The organism is Paenibacillus sp. J22P218, from assembly GCF_056269195.1.
The window spans coordinates 1,545,281-1,561,955 of sequence record NZ_JBWDNL010000001.1 but is presented as its reverse complement, the minus strand read 5'-3'; the positions used below and the strand labels follow the sequence as shown (position 1 = coordinate 1,561,955).

Annotated in this window: 17 protein-coding genes; 4 read left to right on the top strand and 13 right to left on the bottom strand. The window is 54.4% G+C overall.

All coding sequences use genetic code 11. The features are described 5' to 3' along the window. Nucleotides 1-2: 2 nt before the first annotated feature. A complete protein-coding gene (locus tag AC0YN0_RS06460; RefSeq protein WP_475820498.1) occupies nucleotides 3-1,550 on the bottom strand; it encodes a spore germination protein in 1,548 nt (515 codons plus the stop codon). A 249-nt stretch (nucleotides 1,551-1,799) separates the two neighbouring features. Here AC0YN0_RS06460 and AC0YN0_RS06455 point away from each other — a divergent pair, with 249 nt between their 5' ends. Beyond that, nucleotides 1,800-3,065, top strand: coding sequence for a DNA polymerase IV (locus AC0YN0_RS06455; RefSeq protein ID WP_475820497.1), 1,266 nt, complete (start codon nucleotides 1,800-1,802; stop codon nucleotides 3,063-3,065). Continuing rightward, on the top strand, nucleotides 3,062-3,388 hold the full coding sequence (locus tag AC0YN0_RS06450) for a YolD-like family protein (RefSeq protein ID WP_475820496.1): 327 nt from the start codon (nucleotides 3,062-3,064) through the stop codon (nucleotides 3,386-3,388). The genes AC0YN0_RS06455 and AC0YN0_RS06450 overlap by 4 nt, the downstream gene beginning before the upstream one ends. On the opposite strand, the gene AC0YN0_RS06445 is transcribed toward AC0YN0_RS06450, so the two are convergent. Next, nucleotides 3,385-4,713 carry a DUF2515 domain-containing protein gene (locus tag AC0YN0_RS06445; protein WP_475820495.1) on the bottom strand — a complete coding sequence of 443 codons (1,329 nt, stop codon included), beginning with the start codon at nucleotides 4,711-4,713 and terminating at the stop codon, nucleotides 3,385-3,387. The genes AC0YN0_RS06450 and AC0YN0_RS06445 overlap by 4 nt on opposite strands. Before the next feature lie 165 nt (nucleotides 4,714-4,878). Here AC0YN0_RS06445 and AC0YN0_RS06440 point away from each other — a divergent pair, with 165 nt between their 5' ends. Further along, a complete protein-coding gene (locus AC0YN0_RS06440; protein WP_475820494.1) occupies nucleotides 4,879-5,577 on the top strand; it encodes an SOS response-associated peptidase in 699 nt (232 codons plus the stop codon). An 84-nt stretch (nucleotides 5,578-5,661) separates the two neighbouring features. Here the strand turns inward: AC0YN0_RS06440 and AC0YN0_RS06435 are convergent, their stop codons facing one another. The 5 genes from AC0YN0_RS06435 to AC0YN0_RS06415 form a co-directional block, all read right to left on the bottom strand. Further along, a complete protein-coding gene (locus tag AC0YN0_RS06435; protein ID WP_442051604.1) occupies nucleotides 5,662-5,949 on the bottom strand; it encodes a stage VI sporulation protein F in 288 nt (95 codons plus the stop codon). A 65-nt stretch (nucleotides 5,950-6,014) separates the two neighbouring features. After that, on the bottom strand, nucleotides 6,015-8,090 hold the full coding sequence (gene recG / locus AC0YN0_RS06430) for an ATP-dependent DNA helicase RecG (protein ID WP_475820493.1): 2,076 nt from the start codon (nucleotides 8,088-8,090) through the stop codon (nucleotides 6,015-6,017). Between the two features lie 4 nt (nucleotides 8,091-8,094). Continuing rightward, nucleotides 8,095-8,952, bottom strand: coding sequence for a DegV family protein (locus AC0YN0_RS06425; RefSeq protein ID WP_475820492.1), 858 nt, complete (start codon nucleotides 8,950-8,952; stop codon nucleotides 8,095-8,097). A gap of 35 nt (nucleotides 8,953-8,987) precedes the next feature. Beyond that, nucleotides 8,988-10,730, bottom strand: a complete 1,743-nt coding sequence (locus tag AC0YN0_RS06420) for a DAK2 domain-containing protein (protein ID WP_475820913.1) — start codon at nucleotides 10,728-10,730, stop codon at nucleotides 8,988-8,990. Nucleotides 10,731-10,786: 56 nt separating this feature from the next. Continuing rightward, nucleotides 10,787-11,146, bottom strand: coding sequence for an Asp23/Gls24 family envelope stress response protein (locus AC0YN0_RS06415; RefSeq protein ID WP_337098771.1), 360 nt, complete (start codon nucleotides 11,144-11,146; stop codon nucleotides 10,787-10,789). 269 nt (nucleotides 11,147-11,415) lie between these two features. On the opposite strand from AC0YN0_RS06415, the gene rpmB reads away from it, so the two are divergent. Next, entirely contained in the window at nucleotides 11,416-11,604 is a 189-nt protein-coding gene (rpmB, locus tag AC0YN0_RS06410; RefSeq protein WP_337098770.1) for a 50S ribosomal protein L28, read from the top strand. A gap of 98 nt (nucleotides 11,605-11,702) precedes the next feature. Here rpmB and spoVM read toward each other — a convergent pair whose 3' ends face one another. The 6 genes from spoVM to AC0YN0_RS06380 all read right to left on the bottom strand — a co-directional run bounded on the left by spoVM (nucleotide 11,703) and on the right by AC0YN0_RS06380 (nucleotide 16,669). Further along, nucleotides 11,703-11,783 carry a stage V sporulation protein SpoVM gene (gene spoVM, locus AC0YN0_RS06405; protein ID WP_040711006.1) on the bottom strand — a complete coding sequence of 27 codons (81 nt, stop codon included), beginning with the start codon at nucleotides 11,781-11,783 and terminating at the stop codon, nucleotides 11,703-11,705. 121 nt (nucleotides 11,784-11,904) lie between these two features. Further along, entirely contained in the window at nucleotides 11,905-12,180 is a 276-nt protein-coding gene (locus AC0YN0_RS06400; RefSeq protein WP_475820491.1) for a hypothetical protein, read from the bottom strand. Nucleotides 12,181-12,190: 10 nt separating this feature from the next. Beyond that, nucleotides 12,191-12,835 (bottom strand): ribulose-phosphate 3-epimerase, encoded by a 645-nt coding sequence (gene rpe / locus AC0YN0_RS06395; protein ID WP_475820490.1) that lies wholly within the window; start codon nucleotides 12,833-12,835, stop codon nucleotides 12,191-12,193. A 6-nt stretch (nucleotides 12,836-12,841) separates the two neighbouring features. After that, on the bottom strand, nucleotides 12,842-13,828 hold the full coding sequence (gene rsgA, locus AC0YN0_RS06390) for a ribosome small subunit-dependent GTPase A (RefSeq protein WP_475820489.1): 987 nt from the start codon (nucleotides 13,826-13,828) through the stop codon (nucleotides 12,842-12,844). Then, on the bottom strand, nucleotides 13,773-15,902 hold the full coding sequence (gene pknB / locus AC0YN0_RS06385; RefSeq protein WP_475820488.1) for a Stk1 family PASTA domain-containing Ser/Thr kinase: 2,130 nt from the start codon (nucleotides 15,900-15,902) through the stop codon (nucleotides 13,773-13,775). Before pknB ends, rsgA begins: the two co-directional genes overlap by 56 nt. Then, nucleotides 15,899-16,669 (bottom strand): Stp1/IreP family PP2C-type Ser/Thr phosphatase, encoded by a 771-nt coding sequence (locus AC0YN0_RS06380; RefSeq protein ID WP_442051596.1) that lies wholly within the window; start codon nucleotides 16,667-16,669, stop codon nucleotides 15,899-15,901. The genes pknB and AC0YN0_RS06380 overlap by 4 nt, the downstream gene beginning before the upstream one ends. Between the last annotated feature and the right edge of the window lie 6 nt (nucleotides 16,670-16,675).

The following is a 16,675-nucleotide window of genomic DNA, read 5'->3' as shown; positions in this document are numbered from 1 at the left end:
CGTTATGGATTGTCTGAATGCCTCTGTGCCGGCGGCTTCCGGCGATTAGGCAGCCGCCGCGGATTGCGCAGCTTAAGATCGAATGGGCGGAATACCATGGCCCACCACGGCAGGCGGATGAACATGTCGCGGAATGCCGTCTGGCTTGCCGATCCCGGTGCCATCGGCGACATGTAGGGCACGCCGAACGAACGCAGCGATACGAGATGAACGAGCATAATCAGCACCGAGATGAAGATGCCGAAGAAGCCGAACATGCCCGCCATCACCATGAAGATAAACCGGATAATGCGCGATGCCGCGCCCATATTGAACTCCGGCATGACGAAGTTCGAGATCGCCGTGAACGACACGACGATTACCATCACCGCCGACACAATGCCGGCCTGTACGGCCGATTGCCCCAGCACGAGGGCGCCTACAATCGATATGGCAGGCCCGATGGCCCGCGGCATCCGCAGCCCCGCTTCGCGCAGCACCTCGAACGTCATCTCCATCAGCAGCGCCTCTACGAGCCCCGGAAAAGGGACGCCCTCTCTCTGAGCCGCTATGCTAATAAGAAGCGTCGTCGGCAGCATTTCCTGATGAAAGGTCGTAACGGCAATATATAAGGCCGGCAGCAAGATCGATACAATGAACGCCACATATCGGATCACCCGCACAAGCGTTGCTATATCGAACCGCTGATAATAATCTTCCGGCGATTGGAAGAAGCTGAAGAACGTAATCGGCGCCATCAGAGCGATCGGCGTGCCATCCACCATAATCGCCACCCGTCCCTCCAGCAGGATGGAGGCTACCGTATCGGGACGTTCGGTGTTCAGAATGGTCGGGAATAGCGTGAAGGTCTCGTCTTGAATAAATTCTTCGATATAGCCGCTCTCCAGCACGCCGTCAATATCGATATCGCCAAGCCTGCGATACACTTCCTTAAGCACGCCTTCGTCGACGACCCCGTTCAAATAAAGCACGGCGACGTCGGTATGCGTTTGGCGGCCGATCTTGTGCATCTGCACATGAAGATCGCTTGAGCGGATAATGCGCCTAACAAGGCTGATATTGGTCCGGATATTTTCCACAAAGGCATACTGCGGACCGCGTATGACCGTCTGCGTCTGCGGAATCGTTACGGACCGCTGCTCGCCGCCTGTAACGCTGGCCGTCAGCACCGACGTGCAGCCTTCAGCTACGATCAAGCATAAGCCGTCAGACACCGCCTGCAGCGCCTCCTCCAGCGTGAACATTTCTCCTACGGAGCCAACGGATACAATGCAATTGCGCAAAGCCTCCAGCAGCTTAGTTCCCTTCGTATGCGCATGCTGCGGAAGCTGCATCGACATTAACGGCTCCATAATGCTGACGTTCACGGTCTCCGCGTCGACGATGCCGTCGATATAGATAAGCGCAAGCTCCCGGCTGGGGGTCGCATCGCTGCGGAACAAACGAACGACCAGATCGAAGCTGCCGCCGAAGCGGCTTCGGATCGCATCTGCATTAGCCTGAAGCGACGGACTAAGCGGCGTTCGCGCCTTCTGGGCATTTTTTTTCATAGCGGCATTCGGACACCTTTCCGTTTCCATGTTGCCTCTATTTTGGCGCAAACTGGTTGAATATATGTAAGATCATCCCGTCTCCTCATAATTGTAAATAATAACCATAGCAGAGCCTATAGCATAAGAACGTATGTTCTGTATATAATAAGGCAAGGTGAAACGGCTAACGCCGTGCACAGTATAAGCATCCCATTTTATGCTTTCTTATATTTGAACAAACGTTCTGCATAGTATAGGAGGAACACGATGTCCCGTCAAAGAGTTGTCATGCTGGCGGACTGCCAGTCGTTCTACGCCTCCGTCGAGAAGGCGGAGCATCCCGAATATAAGGATCTCCCGCTCGTCGTCGCCGGCGATCCCGAGCGCCGATCCGGCATTATTCTCGCCGCCTGCCCCCTGGCGAAACAATTCGGCGTCACAACCGCCGAGCGGCTAGGCGACTCGCTCGCCAAATGCCCGAATCTCGTCATCGTAAAGCCCCGCATGAAGCTTTACATTGATACGTCGATGAGAATTACGCAAATTTACGAAAGCTTCACCGATTTGGTCGAGCCGTACTCAATCGATGAGCAGTTTCTCGACGTGACGGGATCGCTGCAGCTGTACGGCCCGCCGGAGAAGCTCGCCGAGCTCATACAGGCGCGCGTACTGGCCGAGACCGGCATCTACACCCGCTTCGGCATCGCCGAGAACAAAATTTTGGCGAAGACCGCCTGCGACAATTATGCCAAGAAGAACGAATCCGGCATCTACACGCTAACCAAGGATTTGCTGGAAGAGACGCTGTGGACATTGCCGGTAGGCAAGATGTTCATGGTCGGCAACCGGATGAACGCCCACTTCAATGCGATGGGTATGCCGACCATCGGCCATATCGCGCGAACGCCGCTGGATAAGCTGAAAGCGATGATGCGCCGCAAATTCGGCAAAAACTCGGACATTAACGCCGAGCTGTATTGGCGCATTGCCAGCGGCATCGACGACAGCCCCGTAACGCCCGGCACGCATCAGGTCGCGCCTACGACCGTCGGCCATATGATGACGCTGCCTCGCGATTACGGCAGCCTGGCGGAGATTAAGGTCGTGCTGCTGGAGCTCGTCGAGCTTGTATGCCAGCGCTGCCGCAGCAAGGGCTACATGGGACATGTCGTTTCCGTCGGATGCATGGGCGCCGACTACGACCGTCCGAGCGGCTTCAACCGGCAGATGAAAATGGAGGACCCGACCAATATTACGAACCAAGTATATCGATCCGCCGTGACGCTGCTGCAGAAGCATTGGGACGGCCTGCCTGTCCGGAAGGTCGGCGTCAGCCTCTCGCAATTTTCGGCGGATGACGAATACCAGCTCTCCTTATTCGATCTGCACCGGGAGAAGTCCATCGCGCTCGAGAAGACGACCGACGCCATCAAGCTAAAGTACGGAGACGCCAGCATTATGCGCGCCGTATCGATCACAGCGAGCGGCCAAGCGCAAGACCGCTCCGCCAAAATTGGAGGCCATTACAAATGAGAAAGAAGCTTGAGGGAAACGGACTATGGGAATCGAGCCGCATAATGCTGCCTGAGCACAAAGCCGAGATTGTCCGGAACAACGAAGCGTTGAAGCGGCGCGTGCGCGCCTCGCTCGACGAGCAGGAATGGGAAGCCGTCTCCCGCGCCGTCGCCGAATCGCTGCAGCTGCGGCTGCCGATCACGCTGCGGATGTTCCACCCGCTGGAGGAGCTCACGATTATCGGCATCGTTGACCGAGTCGATTCATTGAAGGGCCGGTTCATGATCGACGGCGAGTGGTTCCCGGTCCAGGATATCGAAGGCGTCACGAGCAGCGACTAAAGCTTTTGCCGCTGCGCCGCAAGCACGGCAAGCTCAAGCTTATTCAGGATGAGTCCGTATTCGTTCGTCAGCTCGAACACGGGCGGCAGCGGCAGCTTGCGGAAATAAGGCAGCACTTGATCTGCCGAATGAAACCAATCTCCCTTCTCGGCAGGAGCGACGGGGCGATCCCCCCAAGCTGACGGCAATTCCGGGCTGTACAGCGGCTTCGCGCCCGGCTTCAACGCGCCGCCGATAAGCCGCTCCTTATAGACGCGCTGCGGCGGCAGCTGCCGGATGCGGGCGTAGAGCTGGGGCGCGAAGTCGGCCCGCGAGCCTGTATGCTTCACGGCGGCAGCGAAGCAGCGGGCGCCGTGGAGAACAGGAGCGATGCCGAACAGCATCGCATAGAGCTGCTTGCCGAATTCAATCCGCTCCTCTACATTCTCGAATCGCTCGATAATGATACCCGCCAGCTGCGTGCCTGCCTCCGTGCTGCAGTCCCCGTCGGCAGCTGATTTGCCGCCGCTGCCGTAAGGAAAGACGACGCCGTTCAATTGCAGCACGGACTGCAGACCGAAGAACAGCGTTTGCAGCACCTTTTCTTTGAAATGCTCGTTCTGTATAACGCGCTGTTCGATGTAATGCTGCTCGTTAACGATAAGCGCCACCGTCAAGGGAACCGGATCCCGTTCCTTCCAGAACTGCCGCCATACAGGCGCCATGAACACCGAAACGTCGAACGCCGGCAACAAATGGAACAGGCTTCGGCCTTCCCTCAGGCTGCGCTCGTAGAGCAGCAACTGCGGATAGGCATCTTGGAAAATAAGCGCATTCGCGCGTTCCAGGAAAGAGAACAGCTCCTCCCGCTGATCGTCCCGAAGCAAATAAGGCAGCCACTCCCCTTGCAGATCCGTCATATTCCAGCCGCCGTTGCGCGAGACGAGATGCGCAAGGAGCGCCCAATGAAGCACTGGCGTGCGAAAATAAACGGTCCGGTACGCCTCGGTACGCGTTACGTTATTCCGATTGCACTTGTCCGTCTCCGTGCGAATCTGTGAGATGAGCGCCAGTTCCTCATCCGTCCACGACTCGGAAGCATGAAGGGGCGACGTCTCTGACTCCTCCTCCAGTCTTCTCCACGCAGTCGTCAGCCGGGATATCGAAGCCGGCGACAGCAGGAGCGGAGAAGCTTCGGCGATCATCTGCTCCGATACGCTCATTGCTTTCCACTTCCCGATAGCATAAGCGACAGCAGCGCGCGGAAGCGCAAACAGCCGACTAAGCAACGAATCGCCGCTTCCCCGCTGCTGCCTTTGCCCTCGGAAACTTCCCTGTTTGTCCATACACGCCCCTCCCGATCATCACCTTATAAGACCAGTATCCTCCAAGTCGCAGGCTGCCATACGGAAGCGGGCGTGCAAGTTGGGCATACAGGGAAAGTCATAGTATAATAGAGCCAAATTCACGCTATGCCTTAAGCGAGCAGCAACAGACGGAGGTTGGAAGCGATGTGCGGAAGATATACGCTCACAATAACGATAGAAGAGCTAATGGTGCGGTATATGGTAGACGAGACGGGCATTCCGTTCCATCGTCCCAAATATAACGTAGCCCCAAGCCAGCAAGTGCTCGCAGTCATTAACGATGGGAGCGCCAATCGGCTCGGCGAGCTGAAGTGGGGTCTCGTTCCGCCATGGGCCGATGATCCGAAGGTCGGCTTCATGATGATTAACGCGCGAGCAGAGACGGCAGCCGCGAAGGCTGCGTTCAAGAAGCCGCTTCGCAGCAAGCGCTGCCTCATTCCCGCGGACGGATTCTACGAGTGGAAGAAGCTAAGCGGCGGCGGCAAGCAGCCGATGCGGATTACGTTGAAGAACCGCGGGATATTCAGCATGGCGGGTCTGTACGAAACTTGGATCTCTCCCGATGGCGCCAAAATAAACAGCTGTACCATCCTTACGACAGAACCCAATCCGTTAATGGCTCCTATCCACGATCGAATGCCGGTCATTTTAAAGCCAGAGAACGAAGCGTTATGGCTTGATCGCAAGACGCAGGACGTAGAAGCCATTCTGCCGCTCTTGCGCCCATATGACGAGCGCGACATGGTCGCTTACGCCGTCTCTTCCGCTGTAGGCAACGTGCGCAACGACTCCCCCGAATTAGTTGAGCAAATGATGGTGGACGAGCAGTTGCGGCTGTTCTAAGCGAGGGCGTTCACGCATCATCTAGTCCATTTTTAATGCAAGCCAAGCTTGCCCCACAACAAAAAAAATCGCCGACCGGATAGGTCAGCGAAACATGCCCCAAAGCTTGAGCAAATGAAACGTATTGTTCGGATCAATCTTTTGTCCCAGAACGAAGGCGACGATTTGATCCTCCTGCACATCGGTGAGCGGCTCCTGTAAAATAACGGCAGCAGCTTTCACCAGCCTGCGCACCTTCGGACGTTCCTGCAAATCATATTTCGTTACATTGCCCAGCAGCTCTCGAATCCGATCCTTCGTAACCGGATTTTTCAACTTATATTTGACGCGCTCGACCAACTGCGGCTTAATGCCGTACTTTTGGTAACTCACAGTCTAGACACCTCCAACCGGCAGTGTTAACGGTTAACTATATGCCGGAATTAAGGAATTATTGCCTAGTCCAATTGCTCCCCTTGAAAAATTTGATCCTTCTGCAGCAGCGCGCGCAACCTTGCATAGGATGTATTGGTCCAAAAATCGTCTTGTCCCGTGATCTCGCCCGCGTCATCGCGCGCCTCTTCCAGCGTCTCGTAATCAGCCACCATGTCGGCCAGCCTGAACTCGGGAAGCCCGCTCTGCTTCGTCCCGAAGAAGTCGCCCGGTCCGCGAAGCTCCAGGTCTCGCCGCGATACTTCGAAGCCGTCATCGGTATCCGTCATGACCTTCATCCGCTCGCGTCCGGTCTCCGACTTCGGATCGGCGACGAGAATGCAATGCGACTGATGCTCGCCGCGCCCAACGCGTCCGCGAAGCTGATGGAGCTGCGACAGGCCGAAGCGCTCCGCATCCATAATGACCATTAACGTCGAATTCGGCACGTCGACGCCGACCTCGACGACGGTCGTCGCGACGAGCACCTGCGTCTCGTTCGCACCGAAGGCGCTCATGACGGCATCCTTATCGGCTGCCGTCAGCCGCCCGTGAAGAAGCGCAACCTTATACTGCGGGAACGCTTGCTGCATTTGGATATGCAGATCGATCGCGTTCTGCACGTCAAGCTTCTCCGACTCCTCGATAAGCGGACAAATAATGTACGCCTGGCGCCCTTGATCCACTTCCTTGCGAATGAATTCCAGCACGCGGTCCATCATGCTGTGCTTCACCCAATACGTCTTGATCGGCTTGCGCCCATGAGGCCGATCGCGAAGCGTTGACACGTCCATATCCCCGAACGCCGTAATGGCAAGCGTTCGCGGAATCGGCGTAGCCGTCATCGTCAGCACGTCCGGATTCATGCCCTTGCGCCGCAGCACGCTGCGCTGATTAACGCCGAACCGATGCTGCTCATCGGTCACGACAAGACCAAGACTGCGGAAGAATACGTCGTCTTGAATAAGCGCGTGTGTGCCAACCGCGATATCGATCATCCCCATCTGCAAGCCGGCAAGCACGTCGCGGCGCTTCCGCTCCGTCAAGCTGCCCGTCAGCAAGCCGACCTCGATCCCCATCCCGCTGAACAGCTTCTGCAGGGAGCGCATATGCTGATCGGCCAATATTTCCGTCGGCACCATGAGCGCGCCTTGATGGCCGGTCTTGACGGCCCCATAGAGCGCAATAGCAGCAACGACCGTTTTGCCCGAGCCGACATCGCCCTGCAGCAGCCGGTTCATGCTCGATGGACGGCGCATATCCATCAATATTTCGTTGACGACCTTCTTCTGCGCATCGGTGAGCTCGAATGGCAGCGTTGCCGCGAACTGCCGTATCCATTCGCTCTCCACACGCATCGCCAAGCCGTCGCCGCGCTTGCGATTCAGCGCGCGATAAGCTTGCAGCTTGAGCTGGAACAGGAACAGCTCCTCGTACACAAGCCGCCGCCTCGCAGCTTGTCCTTCCTTCGCGTCCTCCGGCAGATGAATATGGCGTACAGCGTCGCGCCTCGCCATAAGCTGATGTCGCTGCACCAGCTCATGCGGCAGCACTTCCTCAATCATCGTCTCGTATTGCGTCAGCGCTTGGCGAATCGTCTTGCGCATCCACGGCTGCGTAATGCTGCCGCCTACAGAATAGACGGGTTGAAGCGTACCGCTCTTAGCCGCCTTGCCTCCTGTAGCCGTGCTGCCGCCATCCTGAAACTCCGAATCGGATACCGTCATCTGCAGCCGATGCTGCTCCCACTTGCCCGTCAGCATCACTTCACGCCCCAGCGTAAGCTGCTCCTGCAAGTAATGCCGATTGAACCAGACGGCCGTCACAAGCCATCCGTCAACCTCGATCTTGCACGTCAGCCGCGACTTCCCTTTACCGTATCGTTGAAGCAGCGGATTACCTCGGATATGGCCAAGCACTGTCACTTTCTCGCCATCCTTGGCATCCGCCAAATTGCGAATGCGATAGTCCTCGTACCGGTATGGAAAATAGTCGAGCAGATCGGCGACGGTTTGAATGCCAAAGGCGTGAAGCTCCTGTTCCTTAGGAGCGCTCACGCCTTTAATTTGTTTAACGGAAACTTGATCTAAACTAATCATCATTCACTCACACCTTGTACATAAATACGGCCGATAGCCCCGGTCCCGTATGCGTTCCGATAACCGCTCCGATTGTCGTGAAGCCTATATGCCGAATATTGAAATGGCCCTTCAAGTATTCACACAGCTCCATAGCCGTGTCTTGACCTGAAGACCAAGCGATCGTCATCGACACGGGCTCCTGCGCATCGAAGCGCTGCTTCAACATCTCAAGCACGCGCGCCATCGCTTTTTTCGTTCCGCGCACCTTATCGACCGGATAGACCGTTCCGTCTGGGTCCAGCGACAGAATCGGCTTAATATTAAGAATCGAACCTATAAGTGCCGAAGCTTTGCCGATCCTTCCGCCCTTCTGCAAATATTCAAGCGAATCCACCAAAAAATAAATTTGCATCTCGCCTTCGAGACGCTGCAGCTCGGCCAGGATGGCATCCTTCGATTCACCGGCCAGCGCCATCTCGGCCGCCCGAATGGCACGCATGCCGAAGCCGTACGAAGCCGACTTGGAATCAATGATCGTAATATCGCCGGCGTCCTCCAGCATCGACTGCGCAATAACCGCCGATTGATACGTTCCGCTCAGCGCTGCCGATAAGTGCAACGAAATAATCGGCCCTTCCGGATCCTCGGCGAGCAGTTTCTCGTACATCTCGGAGAACTCGTTCGGCGACGGCTGCGAGGTCGTCGGCAGAACGGACGACGAGGTCAGCTTCGCGTAGAACTCCTCATTCTGGATCGTCACGCCGTCCAAATACGTTTCTTCCCCGAACAGAACCTTGAGCGGCACCATCGAAATACCCAGCTTCTCTCTTACCTCGAGCGGAATATCAGCGGTACTATCCGTTACAATTCGAACCTTCCCCATAGGAATCCCCTCCCGGACATAATAACGATTGCCAATTATTCAACGGCGAACAAATAAGGGTAAAGAGGCTGACCGCCTTCTTGGACCTCGGTCTCAAGCTCTGGGTACTGCTCGGCAATCCATTCGCACAACGCCGCGGTTACGCTCGGGTCGGCATCCTCGCCTGTTAGCACGGTTACGAGATCGCCGCCGTCCGCCAGCATGCTGGCTAGCAGCGACTGGCACGCGCCCAGTACAGCCGGATCAGAAACAACAATCGTCTTTTCCTTAATGCCGATATATTCGCCTTCGCGAATCGAGACCCCTTCGATCGTCGTATCCCGAACGGCCTTCGTTACTTGGCCGGAAACGACCTGTTCAGCCGCATTCCGCATCCAGTCCGTATTGCGCTCCATCGATTCATCCTCTTTGAAGGCGAGCACAGCCGCCAGCCCCTGAGGAATCGTACGTGTAGCAATAACCGTTACACTGCGTTCGCTAAGCTCGGCAGCTTGTTCGGCAGCAAGAATGATATTGCCGTTATTCGGCAGCAAATAAATATGCTCGGCAGAGAGCGCCTCGATTGCCTTCACGAAATCTTCCGTGCTCGGATTCATCGTTTGTCCGCCGGACAATACGGTATCCACATCATTTTCGAGGAATATGTCGGCAATACCGTCGCCAAGCGCTACTGCGATGATGCCGTAAGGAGCGCGTTCGTATACTTGTCCAGGCGCTACCGCCGCACCCGGCACTTGCCCCGCCAGCAATTCCGCTGCAGCTAAGCTTGCAGTCGCATAATTGGATGTTTCATGCTCCTGCTCCAACAGCTCGCGGTGCTGCTCTCTCATGTTTAAAATATGAATATCGGTCAACTCGCCGTAAGGCAGAGATAAGTTAAGCACATCGCCAGGCTTGCGCGAATGGACATGCACTTTAATAATGTCGTCGTCCGTAATGACGAGGATGGAGTCTCCGTCCTTCTCGAGCGCACGTTTGTAAGCGGATTCATCAAAAAACGCCGCTTTATTGCCGATCAGCTTGCGATTGATAAAAAATTCCATGTCGTATAAAAACTCAATGGCATCCGTCGACAGTCTCGCTTGCGCAGAGCTTGGCTCCTGCTTGCGAATGCTTGGCGCTGAGCCGGGAACGGCCACTTCCTCTGGAGGCGCGGCTTCAGAAGGCAATGTGTAGCCTTCTTGCTCTACGATTCCGGTACCGGCGTTCAAGCTATGCACGAATCCTTCATAAATAAATACGAGCCCTTGCCCGCCGGAATCGACTACGCCGACCTGCTTCAGGACAGGCAGCAGATCAGGCGTGCGCTGCAGCGCTTCATGCGCCTTCGCGTGCACTTCACGCATCAGATCAGCAACATCATTCGTTCTGCGCGCGTACTGAACCGCATGTTTGGCTGCTTCTCTGGCAACCGTAAGTATTGTTCCTTCGACCGGCTTAACAACCGCCTTATAGGCCATGTCTACACCGTGCTGAAGCGCGTTCGCAAGCTGGAGCACTCCCGCTTCTTCCACCCCGCTCAGCGACTTCGAGAAGCCGCGGAACAGCTGCGATAGAATAACGCCGGAATTGCCGCGCGCGCCCATGAGCAGCCCTTTCGAAAGAGCTTCTGCCGCTTTGCCCACCCCTGCGGACGGTTTACTGCGCAGCTCGCGAATACCGGAGGTCATCGTTAAATTCATGTTAGTTCCCGTATCGCCATCCGGCACAGGAAACACATTCAAAGCATTAACATGTTCGGCGTTACGCTGTAAATATTCTGCACCTAGCAGTGCCATTGCGGCAAAATCAGATCCGTTAATAAAGCGCTTACTCAAAGAAAATTCCCCTTCCGCTACCTGGATACCCTCACGTCTTGAACAAATATATGGACTTGTTCCACTTGTAGATCGAATACATTGTTAAGTACATATTTCACTTTTGATTGAATATTATGGGCAACCTCGGAAATCTTCGTGCCGTAGCTCACGACAATATGAAGATCGATATGCAGCTTCTCTTGCTCCCGCCGCACTTCTACCCCGCGCGTATAATTGTCTCTTCCCAATAGCTCGGCGATACCGTCCTTCAGTTGCTTTCTCGAAGCCATTCCGACAAGTCCATAACAATCCAAAGCTGCGGAGCCAGCAATAACGGCAATGCAGTGATCTGTAACGTGAATGGAACCAAGCTCGGTGCTAAGCTGCAGAGGCATAGAACTACACTCCCTTACTGTAAGTATTATGGACTATGTATCATTGTACTATAAACAGCGCCTTTATAGAAGTGTACACGTCAAATACGGTCATAATCAAGCAAAATGCTTAATTATTCATTATATTTTACACGCTGGATCCTTTAGAATTGGGTTGAACAGAAACTTAGTTTATGATACGATGTTCAAGTGTGTTCAAATGCGTTCTAATGAATATCCGCTAACGAACTTAAGTTTTTGCATACGCAAATCTTGAAGGAGGTGTAGTCATGTCCCGCAAATGTTTTCTTACAGGTAAAGCACCGGGCAAAGGGAACAACGTATCCCACGCCAACAACAAAACGCGTCGTACTTGGGGCGTAAACGTTCAAAAGGTTCGCATCCTTGTTGATGGTAAACCGAAACGTGTTTATGTCAGTGCTCGCGCACTGAAATCCGGCAAAGTTACACGCGTATAATCATGGCTTTGGCCATAGATAAAAGCACCTGAGACCTCAGGTGCTTTTTGTTATCCCTTTACGCGATCGCGGTCGTAAGGCGGCAGCCAGGAACACTATTAGCTTTTTTGGAAGGTATTCAATATCGCCTTTACGAAACCGCCCAAAAATTTCGGCAGTTTGATCGTGTAAAATTTCATGCCTCATCCCTCCTCAGACACGCTCATCGAATTGTACCGTGACCAGAACATACGCTTATGTAACCATCCTATGCGTCCCTGGTCTGTCCTATTCCATCGTGAGCATGCTCTGAAAGGGCTGTTATACGTTGTTTATCAAATCCGGATTATCGCGCATATACGTGACGATTGAGACGATGATCGCGACCACGAGATAAAAAAGGATCGCAACAACGAAGAAAGCGATTCGCAGGCCGATGCTATCGTACTTGCGGAAGAAGCGGATGCCTATATATAAGGCCAAGAGCGAGAACAAGTATTTCACAAAACCGGGTGTAAAACTGAACGCAGCCAGCAGTGCCCCAGCCGCGAACGAATAAAGAATCATCCATACAATCGACTTGAATCTATCGTTCATCTTATATCCCCTATCTAAGAGCCGCAATCGCCGCGGCGCGATCGTTCTCGGCGAACACCGCGTTACCCGCCACAAGCACGTTAGCGCCCGCTTCACGGATAAGCGGAGCCGTCTCGCGATTAACGCCCCCGTCCACTTGCACATGCACCCCGTCCAACCCGCGCTCATTCAGAGCCGCTCGCAGCTGGCGCAGCTTGACGAGCGAATACGGAATGAACGATTGACCGCCGAAGCCCGGATTCACTGTCATAATCAACACCAGATCGAGATCCTGTAGAATCGGCTCCAATATGGACACCGGCGTAGCGGGATTAAGAGCAACGCCAACCGGCAATCCTTTTTCTTTAATAAAGTGAACCGTACGGTGAAGATGAACGCACGCTTCCGCATGTACGGTAATTCGATCCGCACCTGCGGCAATATAATCGGATAGCGACAGCTCAGGACGCTCAATCATGAGATGAACGTCGAAAGGCAGCTTCGTTGCGCTGCGAACCGCGGCAATAACCGGCGGGCCGAAGGTTAGGTTCGGAACAAAATGTCCGTCCATGACGTCCACGTGAATCCAATCAGCCCCTGCTCTCTCCGCATCCTTAATCTCGTCGCCAAGCTTGGCGAAGTTGGCCGACAATATAGAAGGCGCAATAATAGTCATAATAGGTTAGTACCTCCGTTTCTTGTCGTTCAATTCATTCATGAACAATACATAGTTGTCATATCTGCTCCGCTCGATCTCGCCTTTATCCACCGCGGCAAGCACCGCGCAGCCCGGCTCATGCAGATGCGTGCAGCCGCGGAACTTGCAGTCGGATGCAAGATGACGCATCTCTACGAAACAGTAGCTTAAATCCTCAATACCCAGCTCAGCAAAGTCTAGCTGGCTGAAGCCCGGCGTATCCGCCACATAACCTCCGCCAATCGCGATCAGTTCAACATGACGCGTCGTATGTTTGCCGCGGCCAAGTCTGTTGCTGATCTCATTCGTCTCGAGCGTAAGGCCAGGTACGATTGCGTTCAGCAGCGACGACTTCCCAACGCCTGATTGACCTGCGAAGACGGCTAAGTGGCCTTTGAGGCGCTCATGCAGCGCTTCGATGCCTTCGCCCTTGCGCGAGCTTGTACCGAATACCTCATAACCGATAGAACGGTAAATACGGTTAACGGAGGAGGCCGCTAGTTGCGCCTCCTCCGTCTCCATACCGTCATTTTCAAGATCTTGCTTGCTTAAGCATAGAACGGGCTCGATGCCCGCATGCTCGATATGGACTAGAAATTTATCCAGAAGCTGCAAGTTAAGCGCTGGCTCCGTCACTGAGAACACGAGAATGGCAAGATCGATATTAGCTACCGGGGGCCGAATGAGCTCCGTGCTGCGAGGCATCACTTCCTCAACCGTTCCTTCGCCGTTATCCGTCATGCTGTAGAGCACCTCGTCTCCGACAAGCGGGGAAATCCCCCGCTTCTTGAATACGCCGCGCGCACGGCATTGGACCGGCGCTGTATCGGTGGAGACTCCCTCCGCGCGAACATAATAGTATCCGCTAAGCGCTTTGACGATCGTGCCTCTCAGCTTATCTGTGCCATTACTATTGTTATTGTTGGTCTTGCTGCTCTTGCTGTTGTTGTTCTTCTTGCTTTGGCTGCTCATTGCCTTCGCCTACCTCCGCTTGGGTCGGCTCCTCGGATGGAGGCGCCTCGTTGCCCGGAATCGTCACGTTCGATGAGGTTGACCCTCCCGCAACTTCATCATACGTAATCGTCATCGTTTCGACGAATTGATTATCGCGGATGATCGTTACTCTCGCTTCGGTATCCGGCGCGACGACAACCGTTACCGCGAATGTCCGCGTGCTGTCAATTTGCCGCGGTTTGTCCCATTCCAAATCTTCGCCGCGCGCATCGGAGTACATGATTCGTATTTGGCTTGTCTTGCCCGCTTCAGCAGGCGAGATAATGAAATTGAACTTATGCTCCTTCGCATCAGCCGGCGGTCCCGAACTTACGGTAATCGAAATTTCCGCACCCTTGGCGACCTTCTGATTCGGTTGATATGGCTCTTGCTTAATAACGTAGCCTTTCTGATGCAGATAGCTCGGCTCATAGAGGATGTCATCATTGTTCAGAACGAGCTCGCTCGCTTTCAACAGATCCTTCGCTTCATCTAGCGATCGATCGATCAGATTCGGCATCGAAACCTCTTCCTTGCCTTTGCTGACCATGAACGTAATCTCCACTTGCTCCGGATCGAAGTCCGTGCCGGCTTCCGGTGTTTGCTTCAGAATCGTACCCTCGGGTTCTTCGCTGAACACAGGATCGGTCTTAATCTGCCCCTCCTCGACACCAAGCGCAGCAAGCGCGTCCTTGGCATCCTGAAGCAGCTGGTCAACGTAATTATCCAGTTTCTCCATCTCAGGTCCGTCACTAACCCACAGCTCGATAAGCGAGCCTTCCTTGACTTTCATATTCGCCTTCGACTGCTGGAATACCTGATCCTTCGGAATATCCTTCTTGAACTCCCGAGTAACCGGATCCTGCACTTTCAGGCCAGCCGCTTCGATCTCCGCCTTGGCGACCTCAAATGTTTTGTCTACGACATAAGGCACTTGTACCTCTGGAACATCAAGTCGGCCGAGCAGTGCTATGAAGCCCCAGATAATGAGCGCCAGCACGACGAGCGTAACGCCAACAATCGTAACCGGCTTCTTCCAGCCCTTCTCTTTGGCCGATAAGCCCTTCTCGTTCCATTGCGTATCCGTATTCGCATTTGCTGCCGCGGCGGATTGCTCCGACCGCTCGCTGCCCCCGATCGGCTTCGACACCTGCATGTCGCGAATCGCGGGCATGACTCTCGTTTCTTCCATATCGCTGTCGCTGTTAAACGTAATTTTCTTCTCTTTAAGCCGATCCGGACGCAAGCATGTATCCAGATCAAGCAGCATTTCGCGAGCCGAGCTATAGCGCTCGCTTTGGTTTTTGCGCATAGCTTTGAGGATGATATTCTCCACGCTTTGCGGAATATGCGGGTTAGCCACGCGCGGCTCCTCGAAGTTGTCCTGAAGATGCTTAAGAGCTACGCTAATCGGGCTTTCCCCAAGAAACGGCAGTCTTGCCGTCAGCATCTGGTACAGAACGATACCCAGCGAATAGATATCCGATTTCTCGCCGGTATTGATGCCCTTGGCATGCTCCGGAGAGAAATAGTGGACGGAGCCGATAACCGAACCCGTCTGCGTAATCGTCGACGAGGTTACTGCGCGGGCAATGCCGAAATCGGTTACCTTAACGCGGCCGTTCTTGCCGATCAATATGTTATGAGGCTTAATATCGCGATGAATAATATGGTTCTGGTGAGCGTGATCAAGCGCATCGCAAATTTGCATGGCAATGCGCACCGCTTCATCAGCTTGCAGCGGCGCTCGCTCTTGAATGACTTCGTTCAGATTATTGCCTTCCACGTATTCCATGACGATGTAATGCGTATCGTCCTCTTGCCCAACATCATAGATGCTTACGACGTTTGGATGAGATAGCGCCGCAGCCGATTGCGCTTCGCGGCGAAAACGGCGGATAAACTCTTCGTCGTGCACGAACTGCTGCCGCAGCACTTTAACGGCCACCTTGCGGTTCAGAAGCACGTCATGCGCCTTATATACGAGCGCCATGCCGCCGCCGCCGATTCTAGTCAGTATCTCATACCGTCCGCCTAGATCATGTCCGATCATCCAACTCGCTCCTCTCGATTCGCGCCAGCCGCATCCTGTAGAAGAACAATCGTAATATTGTCGTCTCCACCTGCATGCAGCGCCAGCGAAATGAGATGCTCCGCCTTCGCGTCCAGCTCTAAATGCTCATTCATTACTGTCTCCAGCATTTGCTGATCGGTAACCATATTCGTGAGACCGTCGCTGCATAGCAGCAATACGTCTCCTTGCAACAAATCAACCGTTTGAATATCAATATCTACATGGGAATCCGTTCCCACTGCGCGCGTCAGCACGTTGCGGCGCGGATGATGAGCCGCTTCCTCGGCGCTTAGCTGTCCCGACTTGACCAACTCATTGACAAGCGTATGATCGACCGTCAATTGCGTGATGTCACCTTCGGCAATCTTATAGGCCCGGCTGTCGCCGACATAGCCGATGATCGCATTGTCGCTCTTCACAAGCGCCGCTACGATCGTCGTGCCCATATTGGAATATTGCTCGTTGCGGGAGGCCAAGTCATAGACAGCCTCGTTCGCAGACGAAATCGCCTGTCGAATAAGCATCTTGCCCTCCTGCAGCGATAGATCGGGTTTGGCTGCGCCATGCTCGACCGTGCTGCGGAAGGCGTCAACCGCCTTCTGACTGGCAACGTCGCCCGCTTTGTGTCCTCCCATGCCGTCGGCCACAATGGCAAGCGTAACTCCGTTATTGAATTGGCTCACCCATGAATAATCTTCATTAACCTGCCGAACTCGTCCAATATCGCTGCGATTTGCAGTCAACAATCGATC

Bases quoted from the DNA above. Each gene is read 5' to 3' on its own strand.
- AC0YN0_RS06460 (WP_475820498.1), bottom strand. From the start codon at position 1,550: ATGAAAAAAAATGCCCAGAAGGCGCGAACGCCGCTTAGTCCGTCGCTT.
- AC0YN0_RS06455 (WP_475820497.1), top strand. From the start codon at position 1,800: ATGTCCCGTCAAAGAGTTGTCATGCTGGCGGACTGCCAGTCGTTCTAC.
- AC0YN0_RS06450 (WP_475820496.1), top strand. From the start codon at position 3,062: ATGAGAAAGAAGCTTGAGGGAAACGGACTATGGGAATCGAGCCGCATA.
- AC0YN0_RS06445 (WP_475820495.1), bottom strand. From the start codon at position 4,713: ATGGACAAACAGGGAAGTTTCCGAGGGCAAAGGCAGCAGCGGGGAAGC.
- AC0YN0_RS06440 (WP_475820494.1), top strand. From the start codon at position 4,879: ATGTGCGGAAGATATACGCTCACAATAACGATAGAAGAGCTAATGGTG.
- recG (WP_475820493.1), bottom strand. From the start codon at position 8,090: ATGATGATTAGTTTAGATCAAGTTTCCGTTAAACAAATTAAAGGCGTG.
- AC0YN0_RS06425 (WP_475820492.1), bottom strand. From the start codon at position 8,952: ATGGGGAAGGTTCGAATTGTAACGGATAGTACCGCTGATATTCCGCTC.
- AC0YN0_RS06420 (WP_475820913.1), bottom strand. From the start codon at position 10,730: ATGGCACTGCTAGGTGCAGAATATTTACAGCGTAACGCCGAACATGTT.
- AC0YN0_RS06415 (WP_337098771.1), bottom strand. From the start codon at position 11,146: ATGCCTCTGCAGCTTAGCACCGAGCTTGGTTCCATTCACGTTACAGAT.
- rpmB (WP_337098770.1), top strand. From the start codon at position 11,416: ATGTCCCGCAAATGTTTTCTTACAGGTAAAGCACCGGGCAAAGGGAAC.
- spoVM (WP_040711006.1), bottom strand. From the start codon at position 11,783: ATGAAATTTTACACGATCAAACTGCCGAAATTTTTGGGCGGTTTCGTA.
- AC0YN0_RS06400 (WP_475820491.1), bottom strand. From the start codon at position 12,180: ATGAACGATAGATTCAAGTCGATTGTATGGATGATTCTTTATTCGTTC.
- rpe (WP_475820490.1), bottom strand. From the start codon at position 12,835: ATGACTATTATTGCGCCTTCTATATTGTCGGCCAACTTCGCCAAGCTT.
- rsgA (WP_475820489.1), bottom strand. From the start codon at position 13,828: ATGAGCAGCCAAAGCAAGAAGAACAACAACAGCAAGAGCAGCAAGACC.
- pknB (WP_475820488.1), bottom strand. From the start codon at position 15,902: ATGATCGGACATGATCTAGGCGGACGGTATGAGATACTGACTAGAATC.